21 protein-coding genes are annotated in these 21,340 nt (G+C 58.2%); 16 read left to right on the top strand and 5 right to left on the bottom strand.

The window, feature by feature from the left end:
* Positions 1-92: 92 nt before the first annotated feature.
* A complete protein-coding gene (locus tag ACZRMH_RS02670) occupies positions 93-950 on the bottom strand; it encodes a glycine betaine ABC transporter substrate-binding protein (RefSeq protein ID WP_464012035.1) in 858 nt (285 codons plus the stop codon).
* 291 nt (positions 951-1,241) lie between these two features.
* On the opposite strand from ACZRMH_RS02670, the gene ACZRMH_RS02665 reads away from it, so the two are divergent.
* A complete protein-coding gene (locus ACZRMH_RS02665) occupies positions 1,242-2,792 on the top strand; it encodes a glycoside hydrolase family 17 protein (RefSeq protein WP_464012034.1) in 1,551 nt (516 codons plus the stop codon).
* A gap of 120 nt (positions 2,793-2,912) precedes the next feature.
* Here the strand turns inward: ACZRMH_RS02665 and ACZRMH_RS02660 are convergent, their stop codons facing one another.
* The gene (locus ACZRMH_RS02660; protein WP_464012033.1) at positions 2,913-3,275 is read right to left on the bottom strand and encodes a hypothetical protein; all 363 of its coding nucleotides are present in this window, start codon (positions 3,273-3,275) and stop codon (positions 2,913-2,915) included.
* A gap of 231 nt (positions 3,276-3,506) precedes the next feature.
* Here ACZRMH_RS02660 and ACZRMH_RS02655 point away from each other — a divergent pair, with 231 nt between their 5' ends.
* Together ACZRMH_RS02655 and ACZRMH_RS02650 are read left to right on the top strand one after the other, a co-directional pair.
* Positions 3,507-4,805 carry a serine/threonine protein kinase gene (locus ACZRMH_RS02655; RefSeq protein ID WP_464012032.1) on the top strand — a complete coding sequence of 433 codons (1,299 nt, stop codon included), beginning with the start codon at positions 3,507-3,509 and terminating at the stop codon, positions 4,803-4,805.
* Positions 4,798-5,586: an MlaA family lipoprotein gene (locus ACZRMH_RS02650; protein ID WP_464012031.1), complete on the top strand. Its 789-nt coding sequence runs from the start codon at positions 4,798-4,800 to the stop codon at positions 5,584-5,586. The genes ACZRMH_RS02655 and ACZRMH_RS02650 overlap by 8 nt, the downstream gene beginning before the upstream one ends.
* A 134-nt stretch (positions 5,587-5,720) precedes the next feature.
* On the opposite strand, the gene ACZRMH_RS02645 is transcribed toward ACZRMH_RS02650, so the two are convergent.
* Together ACZRMH_RS02645 and ACZRMH_RS02640 are read right to left on the bottom strand one after the other, a co-directional pair.
* Entirely contained in the window at positions 5,721-6,866 is a 1,146-nt protein-coding gene (locus ACZRMH_RS02645; RefSeq protein ID WP_464012030.1) for a patatin-like phospholipase family protein, read from the bottom strand.
* Between the two features lie 15 nt (positions 6,867-6,881).
* Positions 6,882-7,814, bottom strand: a complete 933-nt coding sequence (locus ACZRMH_RS02640) for a lipid A biosynthesis lauroyl acyltransferase (protein ID WP_464012029.1) — start codon at positions 7,812-7,814, stop codon at positions 6,882-6,884.
* A gap of 119 nt (positions 7,815-7,933) precedes the next feature.
* Here ACZRMH_RS02640 and minC point away from each other — a divergent pair, with 119 nt between their 5' ends.
* The 7 genes from minC (at position 7,934) to ACZRMH_RS02605 (ending at position 14,794) form a co-directional block, all read left to right on the top strand.
* Complete coding sequence (gene minC / locus ACZRMH_RS02635; RefSeq protein WP_464012028.1) at positions 7,934-8,674, top strand: septum site-determining protein MinC; 741 nt, start codon at positions 7,934-7,936, stop codon at positions 8,672-8,674.
* Positions 8,675-8,873: 199 nt separating this feature from the next.
* On the top strand, positions 8,874-9,686 hold the full coding sequence (gene minD / locus ACZRMH_RS02630; protein ID WP_048358615.1) for a septum site-determining protein MinD: 813 nt from the start codon (positions 8,874-8,876) through the stop codon (positions 9,684-9,686).
* Positions 9,687-9,689: 3 nt separating this feature from the next.
* Positions 9,690-9,944: a cell division topological specificity factor MinE gene (minE, locus tag ACZRMH_RS02625; protein WP_016780154.1), complete on the top strand. Its 255-nt coding sequence runs from the start codon at positions 9,690-9,692 to the stop codon at positions 9,942-9,944.
* Positions 9,945-10,034: 90 nt separating this feature from the next.
* Positions 10,035-10,670 carry an RluA family pseudouridine synthase gene (locus ACZRMH_RS02620; RefSeq protein ID WP_016780153.1) on the top strand — a complete coding sequence of 212 codons (636 nt, stop codon included), beginning with the start codon at positions 10,035-10,037 and terminating at the stop codon, positions 10,668-10,670.
* Positions 10,671-10,844: 174 nt separating this feature from the next.
* Entirely contained in the window at positions 10,845-12,134 is a 1,290-nt protein-coding gene (locus tag ACZRMH_RS02615; protein WP_464012027.1) for a M18 family aminopeptidase, read from the top strand.
* A 201-nt stretch (positions 12,135-12,335) separates the two neighbouring features.
* Positions 12,336-12,518: a hypothetical protein gene (locus ACZRMH_RS02610; protein WP_464012026.1), complete on the top strand. Its 183-nt coding sequence runs from the start codon at positions 12,336-12,338 to the stop codon at positions 12,516-12,518.
* Between the two features lie 116 nt (positions 12,519-12,634).
* Positions 12,635-14,794, top strand: a complete 2,160-nt coding sequence (locus ACZRMH_RS02605) for a mechanosensitive ion channel domain-containing protein (RefSeq protein ID WP_464012025.1) — start codon at positions 12,635-12,637, stop codon at positions 14,792-14,794.
* A 129-nt stretch (positions 14,795-14,923) separates the two neighbouring features.
* Here the strand turns inward: ACZRMH_RS02605 and ACZRMH_RS02600 are convergent, their stop codons facing one another.
* The gene (locus tag ACZRMH_RS02600) at positions 14,924-15,643 is read right to left on the bottom strand and encodes a UTRA domain-containing protein (protein ID WP_464012024.1); all 720 of its coding nucleotides are present in this window, start codon (positions 15,641-15,643) and stop codon (positions 14,924-14,926) included.
* A gap of 346 nt (positions 15,644-15,989) precedes the next feature.
* On the opposite strand from ACZRMH_RS02600, the gene ACZRMH_RS02595 reads away from it, so the two are divergent.
* From ACZRMH_RS02595 to ACZRMH_RS02570, 6 genes are all read left to right on the top strand, one after another.
* Entirely contained in the window at positions 15,990-17,057 is a 1,068-nt protein-coding gene (locus ACZRMH_RS02595) for an ABC transporter substrate-binding protein (RefSeq protein ID WP_464012023.1), read from the top strand.
* A 139-nt stretch (positions 17,058-17,196) separates the two neighbouring features.
* Positions 17,197-18,012, top strand: a complete 816-nt coding sequence (locus ACZRMH_RS02590; protein WP_464012022.1) for an alkaline phosphatase family protein — start codon at positions 17,197-17,199, stop codon at positions 18,010-18,012.
* Entirely contained in the window at positions 18,009-18,845 is an 837-nt protein-coding gene (locus ACZRMH_RS02585; protein ID WP_464012021.1) for an ABC transporter permease, read from the top strand. Before ACZRMH_RS02590 ends, ACZRMH_RS02585 begins: the two co-directional genes overlap by 4 nt.
* Positions 18,832-19,632, top strand: a complete 801-nt coding sequence (locus ACZRMH_RS02580; protein WP_464012020.1) for an ABC transporter permease — start codon at positions 18,832-18,834, stop codon at positions 19,630-19,632. Before ACZRMH_RS02585 ends, ACZRMH_RS02580 begins: the two co-directional genes overlap by 14 nt.
* Positions 19,629-20,618 (top strand): ABC transporter ATP-binding protein, encoded by a 990-nt coding sequence (locus ACZRMH_RS02575; RefSeq protein WP_464012019.1) that lies wholly within the window; start codon positions 19,629-19,631, stop codon positions 20,616-20,618. The genes ACZRMH_RS02580 and ACZRMH_RS02575 overlap by 4 nt, the downstream gene beginning before the upstream one ends.
* Positions 20,619-20,652: 34 nt before the next feature.
* Positions 20,653-21,306: an HAD family hydrolase gene (locus ACZRMH_RS02570; protein ID WP_464012018.1), complete on the top strand. Its 654-nt coding sequence runs from the start codon at positions 20,653-20,655 to the stop codon at positions 21,304-21,306.
* Positions 21,307-21,340 lie beyond the last annotated feature (34 nt).

The raw sequence follows: 21,340 nt of genomic DNA, 5'->3' as shown, positions 1-21,340 counted from the left end.
AAATCGCCGCTAGCACGAAACCCCATAAATGCAAAAACCGCTTGGCGGAAACGCCAAACGGTCTTGTGTACTGCGAGCTAGACACTTCGCGATTATTTAGCGATCCACTGGGCAACACGCTCCGGGTGTTTGGCAACCCACTCTTTGGCCGCCGCATCAGGTTTTGCACCCTCTTGAATGGCCAGCATCACTTCACCAATTTCGTCTTTTGAATTCCAGGAAAACTTCTCCAGAAACGCTGCAACTTCCGGAGCTTTGTTGTTCAGCTCCTTGCTGCCGATACTGTTAACCGTTTCGGCTGCACCATAAACGGCCTTTGGATCATCGAGAAAACGCAGTTTCCACTTGGCAAACATCCAGTGCGGCACCCAACCGGTCACGGCAATAGGCTCATTCTTGGCATAGGCACGCCCCAATTCCGAGGTCATCGCAGCGCCGGAACTGGCTTGTAACTTATAGCCCTTGAGGTCGTAGTCCTTGATTGCCTCGTCGGTCTTGAGCATCACGCCCGAGCCGGCATCAATACCGACGATTTTATTCTTGAATTCATCACTGCCTTTCAAATCAGCGATCGACTGTGCCTTTACATACTCAGGCACGATCAGACCAATTTTGGCGTCTTTGAAATTCGGCCCGTAATCGACCACTTTGTCTTTGTTCTTGGCCCAGTACTCGCCATGGGTCACCGGCAACCAGGCAGACAGCATGGCATCGAGCTTACCCGTGGCCACGCCCTGCCACATGATCCCGGTGGCTACCGGCATCAACTTCACGTCATAACCCAGCTTCTGCTTGATCACCTCGGCCGCGACATGGGTGGTTGCCACGCTGTCGGACCAGCCATCAACATAACCAATATTCAGGGTCGGCTTGTTCTGCGCACTTACCAAACCCGCACTCATCGCCAGCACCAAGACTGCTCCTGCGCTCAAAATTCGTCGCATCTTCATCTTTGATTCCCCACCGTGCCGGGCCCGACGAGTGCCGGGCCGCATCAAGATTCCTACAGGGCTTACACACCCCTGTGTCATCTGTATTTGATAATCAACTTCGACAGACTGGCGTCCTGCTCTGACGACGACCCCCATGCAACCAGCAGCGACATTGCCCGACATCCAGGCAGATAGCCGCCTGGATTGTCCAGATGAGCCTTCGAACTTTGCATGTCAAAATTATACGAAGGCGCTGAGCCAACTCAATTGCAGGTAAGATGCGCGGCTTTGCTCCCATACGGCCTGACCATGTCTGCGACTGCCCGCTTCCCCGTGCTGCCTTATCTTCTTGCCTGCCTGTTGGGTGTGTTTGCCATTGCCGGTTTCTGGTACGGCCTTGGCCAACCGGTGATCCTGCCCGATGCAGCAACACCGACGCATAAGCTGCAATGCGCGTCTTACACCCCATTCGACAAGGACCAGTCGCCGTTCGACCAGCCTTTCGTACCCCGGGTTGAGCGCATGGACGCCGATCTGGCGTTGCTGGCCACGCGCTTTCAGTGCATCCGCACCTATTCCCAGACGGGCCTGGAAGCACTGCCGGAGCTGGCACGCAAGCATGGCCTGAAGTTGATGGCTGGTGCCTGGGTCAGCACTGACCCGGTTGCCACGGAACTTGAAGTTGATGCCCTGATTGCCTCGGCCAATGCCAATCCGGATGTGATCAGCGCAGTGATCGTCGGTAATGAGGCCTTGCTGCGCAAGGAAGTCACCGCCCCGCAACTGGTCAAGCTGATCGGCAAGGTTAAAAGCCGGATCAAGCAACCCGTGACCTATGCCGACGTCTGGGAATTCTGGTTGCAGCACCCGGAAATCGCTCCGGCCGTGGACTTTCTGACCATTCACCTGCTGCCGTATTGGGAAGATGACCCTGCAGGCATCGATCAGGCGGTTAACCATGTTGAGCAGATTCGCCAGGTATTCGGCAACAAGTTTGCGCCCAAGGACATCCTGATCGGCGAGACCGGCTGGCCCAGCGAAGGTCGCCAGCGTGAAACCGCCGTACCGAGCCGGGTCAACGAAGCGAAATTTATTCGTGGCTTTGTCACCATGGCCGAACAAAACGGCTGGAAATACAACCTGATCGAAGCCTTCGACCAACCCTGGAAGCGTGGCAGCGAAGGCGCTGTAGGCGGTTACTGGGGGTTGTTTGATGCCGACCGCCAGGACAAGGGCATCCTTGCAGGCCCGGTGTCCAACCTGCCGCACTGGCCGGTGTGGCTGGGTTTTGGCGCAGCGTTGTTTCTGGGTACGCTGCCGATTGGCGGGCGGGTTCGCACAAACCGCGCTGCTCTGCTGCTGCCGGCACTGGGTGCAGTGGCGGGCTGCAGCATCGTCGCCTGGGCGGAACTGGCGTCGGTGACCAGCCGGTTTGCCGGAGAGTGGCTATGGGCTGGCTTGCTGGTTGGCCTGAATCTGATCGTACTGAGCCATGGCGCCTTGGCCCTTGGCCAGAAAGACGGTTGGCGTGAACGCCTGTTCAATCTGCTGGAACGTCGTGCTGGCTGGTGGCTGGCTGCCGCCGGGTTTGCCGGGGCTGTGATGATGCTGGGGCTGGTGTTTGAGCCACGCTATCGCAGCTTCCCGACTGCGGCACTGATATTGCCTGCACTGGTATACCTGTTGCGCCCGGTACGCGGCCCGCGCCGCGAGTTCGGCCTGCTGGCATTGATCATTGGCGCAGGCATACCGGTGCAGCTGTACCGCGAAGGCCTGAGCAATGAACAGGCCTGGGGCTGGGCGCTGGTAAGCGTACTGATGGTCATGGCACTGTGGCGCAGCGTGCGCCAGAAGGCGTAACGCCCTTTGAGGACAACACCCAGTGGGAGCGAGCCTGCTCGCGAAAGGTGCAAACGATGCTCTTGAGACCTTCGCGAGCAGGCTCGCTCCCACAGCCGGGGAACTGATTAGTACAGACACTTACCTGGCAGCCCGCACCAGCCGCAACCCGGCGATTACCACGGCAAAGACCGCGAGGCTGGCGTTATACAACGCCAGCGCCGGCAAGCCGAACAACAAGGCCAGTACCGCCAGCGCAGTGCCGACGCGACCACGTACAAAAAAACCGACACCCGACAGCACCAGTGCCACCCAGCCCAACACCCGAAAATGAATCAACAACCCCAGGCTGGAACGCAACTGGCACTCCCAGCGCGCGGCCTCGGCAACACAGGTCCCCACCCACTGCGAGTCCTCCATCAAGCCGTAGCGCAGACCATAACTGGCGGCCAGCCATACAGGCAGGGCGATAAGCAGCAAGACCAACGACAAACGAGGTCGCATAAAAAACTCCGATAGGCAAAAGCGGCGCCCAGCTTAATCGCCATCTTCGGCTATGCAAGCCTTGCAATCAGATATCTGTTAACTAAAGTCATTCAGCGTGTATCGTTGGACAGCCTTTTGCCTGCCTGAGACTTGTTGGGGATTTATTTGGTGCCGTGAAATGGCACTTCAGTACCAACCCTGTGGTCATAGCCTGCGAATCTTCTCCGCACCTTTCTAGGGATAGTCTTCATGCTACGTCTTCTGCCCTTCGCTGCCTTACTGGGCGGCCTTATCTTGAGTGCGTCCGCACAGGCGGTCGATGTCGACCCCGCAACGTATGGCTACCCGATCACCAACCCATTTGAAGCCACGATTGCCACCACTCCGCCAGAAATGCGCCCGCTGCTGCCGGATGAGGACGACATCAATCAATCGGACTACACCCTCAGCCTGCGCCCCGAGCGCGAGTTCATTCTGCCTGCCAACTTTTGGGCGGTGAAAAAGCTGACCTATCGCATGGCCAAGCAGGATCACCCGGCACCACTGATGTTTCTGATTGCCGGCACTGGCGCGGCTTACGACAGCAGCCTCAACGAATACCTGAAAAAGCTCTTTTACCAAGAGGGCTATCACGTCGTTCAGCTGTCATCGCCAACCAGCTATGACTTTATGAGTGCCGCCTCGCGCCTGGCTACCCCGGGCATCAGCCAGTACGACGCCGAAGACCTGTACCACGTAATGCAGGCTGTACGTGCCCAACAAGCCAAAGTGCCGGTGACCGACTATTACCTGGCGGGCTATAGCCTTGGCGCACTGGATGCTGCTTTTGTCAGCCATCTGGACGAGACCCGCAAAAGCTTCAACTTCAAAAAAGTGTTGATGCTCAACCCTCCAGTCAACCTCTTCACTTCCATCAGCAACCTCGACAAGCTGGTGCAAACAGAGGTCAAGGGCATCAACAACAGCACCACCTTCTACGAACTGGTGCTGGGCAAGCTGACCCGTTACTTCCAGGACAAGGGCCGCGTGGACCTCAACGCTGCCCTGCTCTATGACCTGCAGAACTCCAAGGAACGCCTGACCAACGAGCAAATGGCCATGCTGATCGGCACGGTATTTCGTTTCTCGTCGGCCGATATCGTGTTTACCTCGGACCTGATCAACCGCCGCGGCCTGATCACGCCACCGAACTATCCGATCACCGAAGGCACCAGCCTGACACCGTTCCTCAAGCGCTCGTTGCAGTGTGATTTTGACTGCTACCTGACCGAGCAGGTGATCCCCATGTGGCGCGCCAAGACTGATGGCGGCAGCCTGTTGCAACTGATTGACCAAGTCAGCCTGTATGCGCTCCAGGACTACCTGAAAAACAGCCCGAAGATTGCCGTCATGCATAACGCCGACGACATCATCCTTGGCCCTGGTGACCTGGGCTTTCTGCGCAAAACCTTCGGTAATCGCCTGACGGTTTATCCGTACGGTGGCCATTGCGGCAATATCAATTATCGAGTCAACGCTGACGATATGCTGGAGTTCTTCCGTGGCTAAACAACTATTGCTTCTTGCCGCCCTGCTCGGCGCAGGCTTTGCTCAAGCAGACAACAGCAAGGCTCACACGGAGCTCACGCCAGATGTCGACGGTTTTACCCAACCGCTGAAACTGCTGAAGTTCAACCCGAGCCTGGATCAGCGTGAGTTCGAGCGCGCCACCATGAACGCGCTCAATGTGTATGACCCGCTGGAGCCGATCAACCGCCGGATCTATCACTTCAACTACCGTTTCGACCAGTGGGTCTTCCTGCCGGTGGTCAATGGCTATCGCTACGTTACGCCAAGTTTTCTGCGCACCGGGGTGAGCAACTTCTTCAATAACCTGGGGGATGTGCCCAATCTGTTTAACAGCTTGCTGCAGCTCAAGGGCCACCGCTCGCTGGAAACCACAGGGCGCTTGCTGTTGAACACGACCATCGGCGTCGGTGGCTTGTGGGACCCGGCCACGGCAATGGGGCTGCCCCGTCAAAGCGAAGATTTCGGTCAGACCCTGGGCTTTTACGGCGTGCCTGGCGGCGCTTACCTGATGCTGCCGATCCTTGGGCCGTCAAACTTGCGCGATACCACGGGGCTTGTGGTCGACTTTGGTGTCAACCAGGAAATCAACTTCCTCAACGTGCCGCATGAGAGCACTCGCCATCCGGAAATCTGGGTGCTGGGCGCGGTCGACAAACGCTACAAGACCAGCTTCCGCTATGGCCAGTTTGACTCACCGTTCGAGTACGACAAGCTGCGCTATATCTACACCGAAGCGCGCAAATTGCAGATTGCCGAGTAACACAACTGCAACACCTGAAATACCTGTAGTCGCTGCCGAAGGCTGCGATAAGGGTCTCAGGCCCTTTAAAAACAGATCGAATCAGCTTCTGGAAAACGGGTTGCTGCGCAACCCTTCGCAGCCTTCGGCAGCGACTACGCCCGCAAAAACCGGCCAAGCGCATCGCGCTTGGCCATCGCGTCACGCCGCCCCAGCTCAATCAATTCCCGGCAATACCCCGCCTCAAACAACAAATAACTCAGCACCCCTGCACCACTGGTCTTGGTCGCACCGGGGCCGCGCAAGAAGGTGCGTAACGCCACGGGCAACTCATGCCGATGGCGCGCTGCAATCTCGTCAATCGGCTGGCTTGGCGCAATCACCAGTACCTCCACCGGGGCCAGGCCCAGATTGTCGGTTTGTCGTGGCAGCAAGCGGCTGAAGTGATTCAGACGCTCAAGCAGTTCGATATCGCTCTCCAGGCTGTCGATAAACGTACTGTTGAGCATATGCCCGCCAATCTGCGCCAGGGTCGGCTGCTGAGCGTTGTAATAGCGCTGCTGGCCATCTTGCAGATCCGGCCCTCGCGGGTTGCCGCTCACCCCCACCACCAGCACGCGATTGGCCCCCAGGTGCAACGCCGGGCTGATCGGTGCCGACTGGCGCACCGCACCATCGCCGAAGTACTCTTCGCCAATCTTGACCGGGGCAAACAGCAATGGAATGGCTGAGCTGGCCAGTAAATGCTCGACCGTCAAGTCGGTGGGCATGCCGATACGCCGATGGCGCAACCAGCCCTCGATGGCGCCCGCACCTTGATAAAAGGTGACTGCCTGGCTGGACGAGTAACCAAACGCCGTGACCGCAACCGCCCGCAGGTGCTGCTCGGCAATCGCCTGGCCGATGCCGGAAAAATTGATTTTGTCGTGAAGCAGATCGCGCAAGGGCGAGCTGTCGAGCAGCGCCACCGGCACATGAGAACCCAGCCCGAGCAGGCTGTGGCCCAAAAAACGGGTGGCCTGATGCAGCACACCCGGCCAGTCGCTGCGCAATACGCGCTTGCTTTCAAAGCCTTGCCAGAAAGCGGTCAGGTGCTCGACCGCACGAGTGAAGTCCATCGCCCCGCTGGCCAGGCTGACTGCATTGATCGCCCCCGCCGAGGTGCCGACGATCACCGGGAACGGATTCGAAGCACCCGCAGGCAGCAATTCGGCAATCGCAGCCAGCACGCCGACCTGATAGGCCGCTCGCGCACCACCGCCAGACAGGATCAGGCCTGTAACCGGGGCGATCACCGTCACGGCCGACAGGCCTGGTCAGCGGCGCTTGTCGTACAGTTTGGGCTCGCCCGGCGGACGGGTCTTGAAACGCCTATGTGCCCACAGATATTGCTCGGGGCACTCACGCACCGCCCGCTCGACCCATTGATTGATGCGCAGGCAATCAACCTCATCGCTTTCTCCGGGGAAATCACTCAGGGGAGGATGAATGACCAACTTGTAACCACTGCCGTCGGCCAGTCTTTGTTGAGTAAAGGGTACAACCTGAGCTTTGCCCAGCTTGGCAAACTTGCTGGTGGCGGTAACAGTGGCTGCCTGAATACCGAATAACGGCACAAAGATACTTTGCTTGGCGCCGTAGTCCTGGTCGGGTGCATACCAGATCGCCCGCCCGGAACGCAGCAACTTGAGCATGCCGCGTACGTCATCACGCTCAACCGCCAGCGAATCAACGTTGTGGCGCTCGCGGCCGCGCCGCTGGATAAAGTCGAACAGCGGGTTTTTATGTTCGCGGTACATGCCGTCGATGGTGTGCTGCTGACCGAGCAAGGCAGCGCCAATTTCCAGGGTGGTGAAGTGGAACGCCATCAGGATCACGCCCTTGCCTTCCAGCTGGGCCTGCTTGAGATGCTCCAGCCCTTCGACATGGGCCAGTTTGGCCAGACGCGACTTCGACCACCACCAACTCATGGCCATTTCGAAAAACGCGATACCGGTCGAGGCGAAGTTGGCCTTGAGCAACTGCTTGCGCTCGGCGGCGGTTTTTTCCGGGAAACACAATTCAAGGTTGCGCGTGGCAATCCGTCGACGGTCACCGGCCACCCGGTACATCAGCGCACCCAGGGCCCGGCCGATACACAGCTGTACTTTATAAGGCAGTTGAACAACCAACCACAGCACGCCCAGGCCCAGCCATAGCAGCCAGAAGCGCGGATGAAAAAAAGCAGCACGAAAACGCGGGCGATCCATTAATGATTCCGGACAGACACAAGGGTCGGCCATTCTACATCGTTCGACCCGGCTTGCGGCCCGCGGGCGTTCTCGTTATAAGTCTCAGCACTTTAAGTGACAAGTCGCGTTAAGCAACCATGAGCCAAACCGAATCGCTAGACCAAGCCCCCGTGTTCCAGCTAAAGGGCAGTATGCTCGCCATCACGGTGCTGGAACTTGCGCACAACAACCTTGAAGCCCTGGACCGCCAACTGGCTGCCAAAGTGGCTCAGGCACCGAATTTTTTCAGCAATACCCCACTGGTACTGGCACTGGACAAGCTGCCTGCCAGTGAAGGCGCCATCGATTTGCCCGGCCTGATGCGTGTATGCCGCCAGCATGGCCTGCGTACCCTGGCCATTCGCGCCAACCGCATCGAAGATATCGCCGCCGCCATCGCCATCGACCTGCCCGTGCTGCCACCCTCAGGTGCGCGCGAGCGACCGATTGATCCGGTTGAAGTCGTGGTCGAGCCAAAAAAACCGGAAAAACCGCCCGAGCCGACCATCAAGCCGACCAAAATCATCACCAGCCCGGTACGCGGCGGACAGACGGTCTATGCCGAAGGCTGTGATCTGGTGGTGATTGCCTCCGTCAGCCCCGGTGCGGAACTTATGGCCGATGGCAACATCCATGTTTACGGGCCAATGCGTGGCCGCGCACTGGCAGGTCACAAGGGCAATACCAAGGCACGGATTTTTTGCCAGCAACTGAGCGCCGAGCTAGTGTCAATTGCGGGCAAGTACAAAGTATCTGAAGACCTGCGTCGGGATCCGTTGTGGGGAACAGGTGTTCAGATCAGTCTGTCAAGTGACATATTGAACATCACCCGGCTTTAACGGATACTCTCGCCATTTTCCAAGCATCTCAAAATCGTAGTGAAAACAGACTTTTCCTTGTAGGGACAAGCAATCAGGCAGCATTTACACAGCGTAAACGCGACTTGAACAATGACCCGCCAAGGCTGTTCACCTGCAGTCGTTCGTAGAGATGTTATTCAGGGGCTAAAAAGTCCTTTTTCCTTAGGGGTGAAACACCTTGGCCAAGATTCTAGTGGTTACATCCGGCAAGGGTGGTGTGGGTAAGACCACCACCAGCGCCGCTATCGGTACCGGCCTCGCTCTGCGCGGCCACAAAACAGTGATCGTCGACTTCGACGTTGGCTTGCGTAACCTCGACCTGATCATGGGTTGCGAGCGCCGCGTGGTGTATGACTTCGTCAACGTGGTCAACGGTGAAGCCAACCTGCAGCAGGCACTGATCAAAGACAAGCGCCTGGAAAACCTCTACGTGCTGGCCGCCAGCCAGACCCGTGACAAGGATGCACTGACCAAGGAAGGCGTCGAAAAAGTTCTGATGGAACTTAAAGAAACCTTCGAATTCGTGGTCTGTGACTCCCCGGCAGGTATCGAAACCGGTGCCCACCTGGCCATGTACTTCGCTGATGAAGCGATTGTCGTGACCAACCCGGAAGTGTCTTCGGTACGTGACTCGGACCGCATGCTGGGCCTGCTGGCCAGCAAATCGCGCCGCGCCGAGAAGGGTGAAGACCCGATCAAGGAGCACTTGCTGCTGACCCGCTACAACCCGGACCGCGTCTCCAAGGGCGAAATGCTCGGCGTTGAAGACGTCAAAGAGATTCTGGCAGTGGCCCTGCTGGGCGTGATTCCGGAATCCCAGGCCGTACTGAAGGCTTCCAACCAGGGCGTGCCCGTGATCCTTGATGATCAGAGCGACGCCGGGCAGGCCTACAGCGATGCGGTTGATCGCCTGCTGGGCAAAACCGTGGAGCACCGGTTCCTTGATGTACAGAAGAAGGGATTCTTCGAGCGCCTGTTTGGAGGCAACTAAACAATGAACATTTTTGACTTCTTTCGTACTCGCAAAACGCCAACGACCGCGTCGGTTGCGAAAGAGCGTCTACAGATCATCGTGGCGCACGAACGCGGCCAACGCAGCACCCCGGACTACCTGCCTGCCCTGCAAAAGGAGCTGGTCGAGGTAATCCGCAAATACGTGAATATCGGGGATGATTCTGTACAGATCGCCCTCGAAAACGAGGGTAGCTGCTCGATTCTGGAACTCAACATCACACTGCCTGACCGTTAATCGATCCGGCTGACACCACGGCGACTTGGGCGCCTTCCCTGCGGGGGAGGTTCCCTCGTCGCCGTTGGCGTTTGTTAAGAGGCTGTTTTAATGCCGTTGTCCAATATTCACATCATCCATGAGGACGCTGGCGTTCTGGTGGTCAACAAGCCGACGCTGCTGCTCTCGGTACCAGGCCGGGCCGATGACAACAAGGATTGCCTGATTACCCGCCTGCAAGAAAACGGCTATCCCGAAGCGCGTATTGTCCATCGACTGGACTGGGAAACCTCCGGGATCATTCTGTTGGCACGGGACGCAGACACCCATCGCGAACTGTCGCGTCAGTTTCATGACCGCGAAACCGAAAAGGCCTACACCGCACTGGCCTGGGGGCAACCCGAGCTGGACAGCGGCAGCATCGACCTGCCCCTGCGTTACGATCCGCCGACCAAGCCACGGCATGTGGTTGACCACGAATTTGGCAAAAACGCCCTGACCTTCTGGAAAGTGCTGGAACGTTGCGGTGATTACTGCCGGGTTGAACTGACCCCAATTACCGGCCGTTCGCACCAGCTGCGGGTGCATATGTTGTCCATCGGTCACCCGCTACTGGGCGATGGCCTGTATGCACACCCGCAAGCCCTGGCTGCCTGGCCGCGCCTGTGCCTGCACGCCAGCATGCTGAGCTTCACTCACCCGCAGACCGGCGAGCGCCTGCGCTTCGAGTGCCCGGCTCCGTTTTGACTGCAAAAACAACAATAACCGTAGTCGCTGCCGAGGAACGAAGGCTGCGAGCTTTTAACCATCAGGAGCTCGCAGCCTTCGTTCCTCGGCAGCGACTACGTGATTGACGTTCAATTGGGGTCAATTCTTGCGATCAATGCGCTAAACTCGCGGCCTTGCTGTCTGGAGTAACTTATGCGCGAAGAGTTGAACCAAGGCCTGATCGACTTTCTGAAGGCCTCCCCTACCCCCTTTCATGCCACTGCCAGTCTTGTTCAGCGCCTGGAGGCTGCCGGTTACCAGCGCCTCGACGAGCGTGAAACCTGGTTCACCGAAGCCAATGGTCGCTATTACGTCACCCGTAATGACTCCTCCATTGTTGCCTTCAAGCTGGGTCGTCACTCCGCGCTACAAGGCGGCATCCGCATGGTCGGCGCTCACACAGACAGCCCGTGCCTGCGCGTCAAGCCACAGCCTGAGCTGCAACGCCAGGGCTTTTGGCAACTGGGCGTGGAAGTCTATGGCGGTGCCTTGCTGGCCCCCTGGTTCGACCGCGACCTGTCCCTGGCCGGGCGTGTCACCTTCCGCCGCGATGGCCAGGTCGAAAGCCAGCTGATCGATTTCAAGGCGCCGATTGCGACCATCCCCAACCTGGCGATCCATCTCAATCGCACCGCCAACGAAGGCTGGGCCATCAACCCGCAAACCGAGCTGCCGCCCATCCTGGCCCAGGTGGCGGGCGACGAACGTGTGGATTTCCGTGCCCTGCTCGCCGACCAGCTGGCCCGCGAGCACGGCCTCAATGCCGACGTGGTGCTGGATTACGAACTGAGCTTCTACGACACCCAAAGTGCTGCGGTCATCGGCCTGAACGGTGATTTCATCGCTGGTGCGCGCCTGGACAACTTGCTGTCGTGCTATGCCGGACTGCAAGCCCTGCTTACCACCGAAACCGAAGAGACCTGCCTGTTTGTGGCCAACGACCACGAAGAAGTCGGTTCCTGCTCGGCCTGCGGCGCCGATGGCCCGATGCTGGAGCAGATCCTGCAACGTGTGCTGCCCGAAGGTGACGAGTACGTACGTACGATTCAGAAGTCACTGCTGGTTTCGGCCGATAACGCCCACGGCGTTCACCCCAACTACGCCGACAAGCACGATGCCAATCACGGGCCCAAGCTTAATGCCGGGCCGGTGATCAAGGTCAACAGCAATCAGCGCTATGCCACCAACAGTGAAACGGCCGGGTTCTTCCGTCACCTGTGCATGGCCGTAGAAGTGCCGGTGCAAAGCTTTGTGGTGCGCAGCGACATGGGTTGCGGCTCGACCATTGGCCCGATCACCGCCAGCCACCTGGGTGTGCGCACCGTGGATATCGGCCTGCCGACATTCGCCATGCACTCGATCCGCGAACTGGCCGGCAGCCATGACCTGGCACATCTGGTCAAGGTACTGAGCGCGTTTTACGCCAGCAACCAACTGCCCTGATGTATTTGTAGTCGCTGCCGCAGGCTGCGAAGGGGGGCGCGAAGCCCCCCGTTTTCTTGAATACCCCGCAACTCCCTTCGCAGCCTTCGGCAGCGACTACAGTGGTTATGTGCTTGGCTAATTCATTTTTGATACACATCACCACACATCCGCGTAATCCGACCTAGACTTGGGGCATTCATTTGCACAGGTCCGATAACCATGTTCGAAACAGCTGCGTTCCACTCCATGATGATTCCCATTGTTTGCGGCATGTTGCTGCTGACCATTGGCTTCAACTTTCGCGAACGCACTAGCGGAGTCGGTGTGCTGATGATCTGGGCAGGTATGCTGCTGATCTTCGGCACCATCATTTTCAAGATCCTCGCCAAGCTCAACGAATAGCCAAACTGGTTCCTCGCCCCGGGCTCGCAATCATTTATTTAAATGTGACAAAAAATGAATGATCAGCAGCCCTAGCGTACACTCGGCCAATTTGCACCCTCGAGGTTGATCGCCCAGTGTTTCTCCGTCTTTTCGCCTTGCCTTATTTGCTGCTGGTTTGCCTGCTGACGCTGTTGCCCATGACTTCGGCGCAGGCCGTAGGTTTGCCGGGCATACTCGGCAGCTCGGACAAAAGCCAGGCGCAACCCACCGAGCCACTGGGAAAATCGCTGGACGAGGTGATCAAAAACCTCGAAAACGATCAGCAGCGCAGCAAACTGCTGGCCGACCTGAAAAAACTGCGCGACGCTTCCAAAAAAGCCCAGCCTGAAGCCGAGATCGGCGTTCTGGGCCTGATCGGCAGCACCCTGGCCGATCTTGAAAAGCAGTTTTCCGGGGATGACAGCCCGACCTCTCGCTGGACCAAGGAAATATCCCAGGCCAGGGAAGAGTTTTCGGCATTGATGCTGCCAGCCAATGAATGGCTACCGATCATTTTTGGCTTTGCTCTGGTCATCATGATCTGGAGCCTTTTGGCCGCCCTGCTGATTTGGGTCAGCCACCGGGTACGGTTGCGTTTTGGCCTGAGCGAAGAATTACCGCAACACCCCAAGGCCGTCGACATGCTGCGCTTTGCCCTGCGCAAGCTTGGGCCGTGGATGGTCGCACTGATGATCACGGTGTATATGAGCTACTCGCTGCCCTCGTCGCTGGGAAAAGACCTGGCGATGGTGCTGGCTTACGCACTGGTGATCGGCACCTGTTTCTCGGCTATCTGCGTCATCCTCTTCTCGCTGCTCGATGGACCGCACCGCCACCGCGCCCTGCATATCCTGCGCCACCAGGCATTTCGCCCGCTGTGGTGGATCGGCAGTTTCGCAGCCTTTGGCGAAGCCCTGAGCGACCCACGACTGGTGGCCACCCTCGGTGTGCATCTGGCGCATACCGCAGCGACCTTTGCCAATGTGATGGCCGCGCTGTCCACCGGGCTGTTTATCATCCGCTTCCGCCGCCCCATTGCTCACCTGATCCGCAACCAGCCACTGTCACGGCGTCTCACGCGCCGCGCCCTGAGCGACAGCATCGACCTCCTGGGCACTTACTGGTATATCGCCGCGCTGATTCTGGTGGGTATTTCGCTGGTGGCGACCTTTGTCTCGGCAGGTGACACCAGCACCGCGCTGCGCCAGTCGCTGATCTGCACCGTGCTGGTGGTGTTGTGCATGGTGATTAACGGGCTGGTGCGCCGTCATGCGCAAAAACCGCAACGGGGCCATAAGCGCCATGCGCTGTATTCCGAACGTTTGAAAAGCTTTGTCTACACCCTGGCCCACCTGATTGTGTGGCTGGTGTTTATCGAGCTGGGCCTGCGGGTGTGGGGCCTGTCGCTGATCGGTTTTACCGAGGGCGAAGGGCATGAAATCAGCGTCAAGCTGTTTGGCCTTGCTGGCACGCTGCTGTTTGCCTGGCTGATCTGGATTCTCTCCGACACCGCCATCCACCATGCCCTCACCCGCTCGCGCAAAGGCCTGGCCAATGCCCGTGCGCAAACCATGATGCCGTTGATTCGCAACATCCTGTTTGCGGCAATTTTTATCATTGCGCTGATCGTCGCCCTGGCCAATATGGGCATGAACGTCACCCCCCTGCTGGCCGGTGCCGGTGTGATCGGCCTGGCCATCGGCTTTGGTGCCCAGTCTCTGGTAGCCGACCTGATTACAGGCTTGTTCATCATTATTGAAGACTCCCTGGCCATCGACGACTACGTCGATGTCGGCGGGCACCTGGGTACGGTTGAAGGGCTGACCATTCGTACGGTTCGCCTGCGTGATATCGACGGCATCGTACACACCATCCCTTTCAGCGAAATCAAAAGTATCAAGAACTACTCCCGGGAATTTGGCTACGCCATCTTTCGTGTCGCGATCCCCTACAACATGGAAATTGATGACGCGATCAAACTGATGCGTGAAGTCGGGCAGAAGATGCGTACCGACCCTCTACAGCGGCGCAATATATGGTCACCGCTGGAGATCCAGGGGGTTGAAAGTTTTGAGTCCGGCAGCGCGATTTTGCGGGCCCGCTTCAAGACGGCACCGATCAAACAATGGGAAGTGTCGCGGGCATTCAACCTGTCGCTTAAGCGCCATCTGGATGAAGCTGGCCTGGACCTGGCGACCCCGCGCCTGAGCGTGCAGGTAGTGACGGCGGGCAGCGGGATATTGAATAAGGATTGATTAAACCCTGTGGGAGCCGGGCTTGCCCGCGATGGCATCGGTGCAAGTGGACAGGTGAACCGCGTCGTCTGCATCGCCGGCAAGCCGGCTCCCACACAAACACAGTTGCCGCCACGAAAGCAGACGCCTTCAACGCTCCAGCACATCCACCCCGACATGAATCGCATCATGTCGCCAATATTCAAGATCGCAATCGATCAGCCGTTCGTGCTGATCGTAATTGACCCGGGCAATGCGCAACCCCGGGCTGCCCGCTGATACCTTGAGCGTGGCCGCCGCTTCTGTCGGCAGCGCCGTGGGTACGATCTCGAAACGCACCCGACCATAATGCAAGTCGTAATGCCGGACATACAGCTCAGTGATCGACTGCGTCAGATCACGTTCAAGAATCTGCGGAAAATACTGCGGGTTCAGGTAGTGCTCGACATACAACACAAGTCGCCCGTCAATCCGCCGGCCGCGGCAAATCTGAATCACACTGCTCAACGCCGGCAATTGCAGGCGCTCACATACTGCCGCCGTAGCCGGTTGCAAACGCGCCGAAATCACTTCGGTGGTGGGCACCCGCCCCTGCGCCGTGACCATGGCATGGAAGTGGCTGCGCTGCATCAGGTTGTAGGCCAGCCGTGGCGGCGAAACAAACCAGCCGCGCCGCTCCTCGCGATACACCAACCCTTGGGATTCCAGCTGCAACAACGCCTCGCGCAACGTAACCCGGGTAGTGGCAAACAACTCACTGAGTTTGCGCTCGGCCGGCAACTGGCTGCCGTACGCCAACAAGCCGTGCTCAATCTGCTCTTGCAGCGTGCGGCTGATCGCTGTTACCGCCTTGGGTGCACCTTCTCGCATCAACGTTACCTGTCTGGACTAGTCCAGCACCAAATGTGGGCAGGCATGACCGCAAAACGATCACTTCTTGAGCCTGCCAGCCTATGCAGAACATATGACTGTTCCATGACAAGGGCCGCGCCAGCCCTTCCCTGAAAACCGTCAAATGCCTTGCCAGCCGGGGCGTTAACGATGGTCTACGCTTGTCAGTAACCCACACGCTGGCCCATATCACCCCCTGCATAAGTAATGCCGACATTAAAGTGTCATCTGCCGGGCTTAAATTGGCTCAGGTATTGCTGACCTAGACCAACCCACCGCAAAAGAGCAATAAAACCCAGCGTTGAAAACGCCCAAGGAGCTTCGGATGAAACAGTTTTTCCTGGCAACACTGTTAGGTTCAAGCATCGCCCTGTGCACATCGGCCATGGCCGCCGATGTCGATTTAAAAGCCCTTGAAGCCGCAGCAAAGGCTGAAGGTACGGTCAACAGCGTCGGCATGCCCGATGACTGGGCCAACTGGAAAGGCACTTGGGCCGACCTGAACAAGCTCTACGGCCTCAAACACATCGATACCGACATGAGTTCGGCGCAGGAAGTCGCCAAATTTGCTGCGGAAAAAGACAACGCCAGCGCCGATATCGGCGACGTAGGCGCAGCTTTCGGCCCGATCGCCGTGGCCAAGGGCGTGACCCAGCCGTACAAGCCGACCACCTGGGAGCAGATCCCGGACTGGGCCAAGGACAAGGACGGCAACTGGGCACTGGCCTATACCGGCACCATCGCCTTTATCGTCAACAAGAAACTGCTGCACGGCTCTGAAGTGCCGACCAAATGGGCTGATTTGAAGTCTGGCAAATACAAGGTGTCCATCGGCGACGTGAGTACTGCGGCACAGGCCACCAATGGCGTGCTGGCGGCAGCGATTGCCAATGGCGGCAATGAAAAGAATATCCAGCCTGCCCTGCTGATGTTTGCCGATATTGCCAAGCAAGGTCGCCTGTCACTGGCCAACCCGACCATCGCCACCATGGAAAAAGGCGAAGTGGAAGTCGGCGTGGTCTGGGACTTCAACGGCCTGAGCTACAAAGCCAAAATGGCCAACCCGGATGACTACGTAGTGCTGATCCCGTCCGATGGCTCGGTGATCTCGGGCTACACCACCATCATCAACAAATACGCCAAGCACCCGAACGCAGCCAAGCTGACCCGCGAATATATCTTCAGCGATGCGGGCCAAACCAATCTGGCACGCGGCAATGCGCGGCCGATTCGTGCCGAGCACCTGAAGCTGCCTGCTGACGTGCAAGCCAAGCTGCTCTCCAACGATCAGTACATGAATGTAACGCCGATCAAAGACGCAGATGCCTGGGAAAAAACTTCCAAGGCCTTGCCGCAGCTGTGGCAGGAAGAAGTCATTATCAATATGCAGTAACCCGCATCGTTCCTGGTCCCTGTGGGAGCGGACTTGCTCGCGATGCAGGCAACGCGGTTTGTCTGATCCACCGCGTTGATATCATCGCGAGCAAGCCCGCTCCCACAATCCATGCGCTGTGCAAGCGGAGTCGCCATACATGAAACACAACGTTATTTTGGTAGTGCTCGACGGCTTGAATTACGAGGTCGCACGCCAGGCAATGGGCCATCTTCAGGCTTATGTAGGGGCCGGGCGCTGCGCACTGTACAAGCTCACTTGCGAATTGCCTGCCCTGTCGCGCCCCCTGTATGAGTGCATTCTCACCGGTGTGCCGCCGATTGAAAGCGGCATCGTGCACAACAATGTGTCACGCCTGTCCAACCAGCGCAGCGTGTTCCATTACGCCCGCGACGGCGGGTTGAGCACGGCGGCTGCGGCCTATCATTGGGTCAGCGAACTGTATAACCGTTCACCCTTCGTAGTGGCCCGGGACCGCCATACGGTTGCAGTCGACTTGCCGATTCAGCACGGGCATTTCTACTGGAGCGATCATTACCCCGACTCCCATCTGTTCGCCGACGCAGAAAGCCTGCGTGTGGCGCACAAGCCAAATTTTTTACTGGTCCACCCCATGAATATCGATGATGCCGGGCACAAGCACGGCCTCGACACCCCGCAGTATCGCAACAGCGCGCGCTCGGCCGACATCATCCTGGCCGACTACCTGCAAGGCTGGCTGCAAGCCGGTTATCAAGTGCTGGTAACGGCCGACCATGGCATGAACAACGACCGCTCACACAACGGCTTGCTACCCGAAGAGCGTGAAGTGCCTCTGTTTGTGCTGGGTGACGCGTTCAGCCTCAACCCTGATATTGCACCAAAACAGACTGAACTGTGCGGCACCATCTGCGAGCTGCTCGGCGTGGCCCACGACAAACCGCTGTGCCGGGAACTGTTGAGGCCCGCACCATGAGCCGTGGTAAATGGCTTGCGTTGCTGTGCCTGGTGCCCTTCGCAGTATTTTTTATCGTGTTTCAGATCGCGCCGTTGGTATGGGTGCTGATCCACAGCGTGCAATCGGAAGAAGGCGGTTGGGGCCTGGCCAACTTCATCAAGATCTTCAACTCGAAATTCTATTTGCAAGCGATCCAGCACAGCCTGGAAATCAGCTTCTGGTCCAGCCTGTTCGGTATCGTCATCGCCATACTGGGCAGTTACTCGCTGCGCAAGGTGGATTCGCGGCTGCGTAACTTCGTCAACGCCTTCGCCAATATGACCAGCAACTTCTCCGGCGTGCCGCTGGCTTTCGCCTTCATCATTTTGCTGGGCTTTAACGGCAGTATCACGATCATGCTTAAACAGGCGGGGATCATCGAGGACTTCAACCTCTACTCGAAAACCGGCCTGATCATCCTGTACACCTACTTCCAGATTCCCCTCGGCGTGCTGCTGCTTTATCCGGCCTTTGATGCACTGCGCGAAGACTGGCGCGAGTCGGCCTCCCTGCTGGGTGCCAGCAGCTGGCAGTTCTGGCGCCATATCGGCCTGCCGGTACTGACCCCGGCATTGCTTGGCACCTTCGTGATTCTGCTGGCCAACGCCCTGGGTGCCTACGCCACGGTGTATGCCTTGACCACCGGCAACTTCAACGTACTGCCAATCCGGATTGCTGCGATGGTTTCGGGCGATATCAGCCTGGATCCGAACATGGCCAGCGCCCTGGCGGTGATTCTGGTCGGGCTGATGACCCTGGTGACCCTGGTGCATCAGTGGCTGTTAAAGAGGAGCTACCATGTCGCGCGCTGAAACCGGCTCTGCCAGCGTTTACCACCGCAGTGTGGTCTGGCTGCTGTTCCTGATTTTATTGCTGCCGCTGCTGGGCACACTGGTTTACTCGATTGCTTCAAGCTGGTCGGCAACCATCCTGCCCAGTGGTTTTACCTTCAAGTGGTATATCCAGTTGTGGAGCGACCCGCGTTTTCTCGCCGCCTTCGGCCAGTCGTTGCTGGTGTGTGTTGCGGCGCTGGTGCTGTCGGTGGTTTTGATTTTGCCACTGCTGTTTGTGGTGCATTACCACTTCCCCAGGCTCGACGCGCTGATGAATATCCTGATCCTGCTGCCATTCGCCGTACCGCCGGTGGTGTCATCGGTAGGCCTGTTGCAACTCTATGGCTCGGGCCCGCTGCGCATGGTCGGCACGCCGTGGATTTTGATCGGCTGCTATTTCACCGTCGCCCTGCCGTTTATGTACCGGGCCATCACCAACAACCTGCAAGCGATCAACCTGCGCGACCTGATGGACGCCGCCCAACTGCTCGGCGCCAGCACCTGGCAGGCGGCGTTTCTGGTGGTGCTGCCGAATTTGCGCAAAGGCTTGATGGTTGCCCTGCTGCTGTCGTTCTCGTTCCTGTTCGGCGAGTTTGTATTCGCCAATATCCTGGTGGGCACCCGCTACGAAACCTTGCAGGTGTTCCTCAATAATATGCGTAACAGCAGCGGCCACTTCACCAGCGCGCTGGTTATCTCCTATTTCCTCTTTGTACTGGTGCTGACCTGGGTTGCCACCTTCCTGAACAAGGACAAAAGCCAATGAGCTTCGTCAGCGTTGAACACCTGCAAAAATCCTATTCCGGCACCCCGGTTTTCAGCGATATCAACTGCAGCATCGCCAAGGGCGAATTCGTCACCCTGCTCGGCCCGTCCGGTTGCGGCAAGTCCACGCTGCTGCGTTGCATCGCCGGGCTGACGCCGGTGGATGGCGGCAAGATCCTCCTCGATGGCCAGGATATCGTGCCCTTGAGCCCGCAAAAACGCGGCATTGGCATGGTGTTTCAAAGCTATGCGCTGTTCCCCAATATGACCGTCGAGCAAAACGTCGCTTTCGGCCTGCGCATGCAAAAGGTCAACAGCGATGACAGCCACAAGCGCGTGGCCGAAGTGCTGCATCTGGTGGAGCTGAATGACTTTGCCAAGCGCTACCCTCACCAGCTCTCGGGCGGCCAGTGCCAGCGTGTGGCGCTGGCCCGTTCACTGGTAACCCGCCCGCGCCTGTTGCTGCTGGATGAACCGCTGTCGGCCCTGGATGCGCGGATTCGCAAGCACTTGCGCGAGCAGATCCGCACCATCCAGCGCGAGCTTGGGCTGACCACTATTTTCGTCACCCACGACCAGGAAGAAGCGCTGGTCATGAGTGACCGTATTTTTCTGATGAACAAGGGGCATATTGTCCAGAGCGGCAACGCGCAAACTCTTTATGCAGCTCCGGCGGATGCTTTCGCCGCAGGATTTATCGGCAACTACAACCTGCTGGACGCCGAAACCGCCAGCCGCCTGTTGCAGCGCCCGGTCAGCAGCCGCATCGCGATTCGCCCGGAAACCCTGGGCCTGAGCCTGCAGGGCGAGCCGGATGGCGTTATCCTCAGCCACAGCCTGCTGGGCAACGTGATCCGCTATCGGGTCGAGGTGCGGGGCGTGCAAGTGATTGTCGACGTCCTCAACCGAGCACCGGGGGATCTGTACCCGGATGGCCAGCGCGTGGCGTTGTCCATCGATTCGAGCACCCTTTGTGAGGTAGCCTGATGTTCTTGAATTTTATGAAGAGAGAGTTGCGCTGATGGCCCTGGCAATTTTTGATCTGGACGAAACCCTGATTCACGGCGACTGCGCCACCCTCTGGAGCGAGCAGATGGGCCGCCTGGGCTGGGTCGACGCCAAGTCGTTCATGCAGCGCAACAACGAACTGATGGACGCCTACAGCCGCGGCGAGCTGGCGATGGAGGACTACATGGCCTTCAGCCTGGAGCCCTTGGTCGGTCGCACGCCTGAGGAAGTCGAGCATTTGGTCGGCCCCTGGGTTGAGGACTTTATCGAGCCGATCATCTTCAGTGATGCGACCAAAACCATCGCCGCACACCGCAAGGCAGGCGACCGGATCCTGGTGATTTCGGCCTCGGGCACCCATCTGGTCAAACCCATTGCCGAGCGCCTGGGGATCGATGAAGTGCTGGGGATCGAGCTTGAAGTTGACCACGGTTTTTACACTGGCAAGACTGTGGGTACATTGACTTACCGCGAAGGCAAGATCACCCGTCTGCTGGAATGGCTCGACGAGCAGGAGGAGAATCTCGAAGGTGCGAGCTTTTACTCCGACTCACGCAACGATTTGCCGCTGCTGCGCAAGGTTGATCACCCGCACGTGGTCAATCCGGACCCGGTTTTGCGTGAAGAGGCTGAAAAGGCCGGGTGGCCGGTTCATCACTGGAAATAACCCGGATCGAGACGCCTTACTTCTGGGAGCAGGC

The sequence above is a fragment of the Pseudomonas sp. B414 genome, from assembly GCF_055408445.1.
This window is presented reverse-complemented; position numbering and strand designations above follow the sequence as displayed.

Bases quoted from the DNA above. Each gene is read 5' to 3' on its own strand.
- ACZRMH_RS02655 (WP_464012032.1), top strand. From the start codon at position 3,507: ATGCTACGTCTTCTGCCCTTCGCTGCCTTACTGGGCGGCCTTATCTTG.
- ACZRMH_RS02660 (WP_464012033.1), bottom strand. From the start codon at position 3,275: ATGCGACCTCGTTTGTCGTTGGTCTTGCTGCTTATCGCCCTGCCTGTA.
- ACZRMH_RS02585 (WP_464012021.1), top strand. From the start codon at position 18,009: ATGAGCCGTGGTAAATGGCTTGCGTTGCTGTGCCTGGTGCCCTTCGCA.
- ACZRMH_RS02615 (WP_464012027.1), top strand. From the start codon at position 10,845: ATGCGCGAAGAGTTGAACCAAGGCCTGATCGACTTTCTGAAGGCCTCC.
- ACZRMH_RS02610 (WP_464012026.1), top strand. From the start codon at position 12,336: ATGTTCGAAACAGCTGCGTTCCACTCCATGATGATTCCCATTGTTTGC.
- ACZRMH_RS02575 (WP_464012019.1), top strand. From the start codon at position 19,629: ATGAGCTTCGTCAGCGTTGAACACCTGCAAAAATCCTATTCCGGCACC.
- ACZRMH_RS02595 (WP_464012023.1), top strand. From the start codon at position 15,990: ATGAAACAGTTTTTCCTGGCAACACTGTTAGGTTCAAGCATCGCCCTG.
- minE (WP_016780154.1), top strand. From the start codon at position 9,690: ATGAACATTTTTGACTTCTTTCGTACTCGCAAAACGCCAACGACCGCG.
- ACZRMH_RS02670 (WP_464012035.1), bottom strand. From the start codon at position 950: ATGAAGATGCGACGAATTTTGAGCGCAGGAGCAGTCTTGGTGCTGGCG.
- ACZRMH_RS02600 (WP_464012024.1), bottom strand. From the start codon at position 15,643: ATGCGAGAAGGTGCACCCAAGGCGGTAACAGCGATCAGCCGCACGCTG.
- ACZRMH_RS02665 (WP_464012034.1), top strand. From the start codon at position 1,242: ATGTCTGCGACTGCCCGCTTCCCCGTGCTGCCTTATCTTCTTGCCTGC.
- ACZRMH_RS02570 (WP_464012018.1), top strand. From the start codon at position 20,653: ATGGCCCTGGCAATTTTTGATCTGGACGAAACCCTGATTCACGGCGAC.
- ACZRMH_RS02590 (WP_464012022.1), top strand. From the start codon at position 17,197: ATGAAACACAACGTTATTTTGGTAGTGCTCGACGGCTTGAATTACGAG.
- ACZRMH_RS02620 (WP_016780153.1), top strand. From the start codon at position 10,035: ATGCCGTTGTCCAATATTCACATCATCCATGAGGACGCTGGCGTTCTG.
- ACZRMH_RS02640 (WP_464012029.1), bottom strand. From the start codon at position 7,814: ATGGATCGCCCGCGTTTTCGTGCTGCTTTTTTTCATCCGCGCTTCTGG.
- ACZRMH_RS02580 (WP_464012020.1), top strand. From the start codon at position 18,832: ATGTCGCGCGCTGAAACCGGCTCTGCCAGCGTTTACCACCGCAGTGTG.
- minC (WP_464012028.1), top strand. From the start codon at position 7,934: ATGAGCCAAACCGAATCGCTAGACCAAGCCCCCGTGTTCCAGCTAAAG.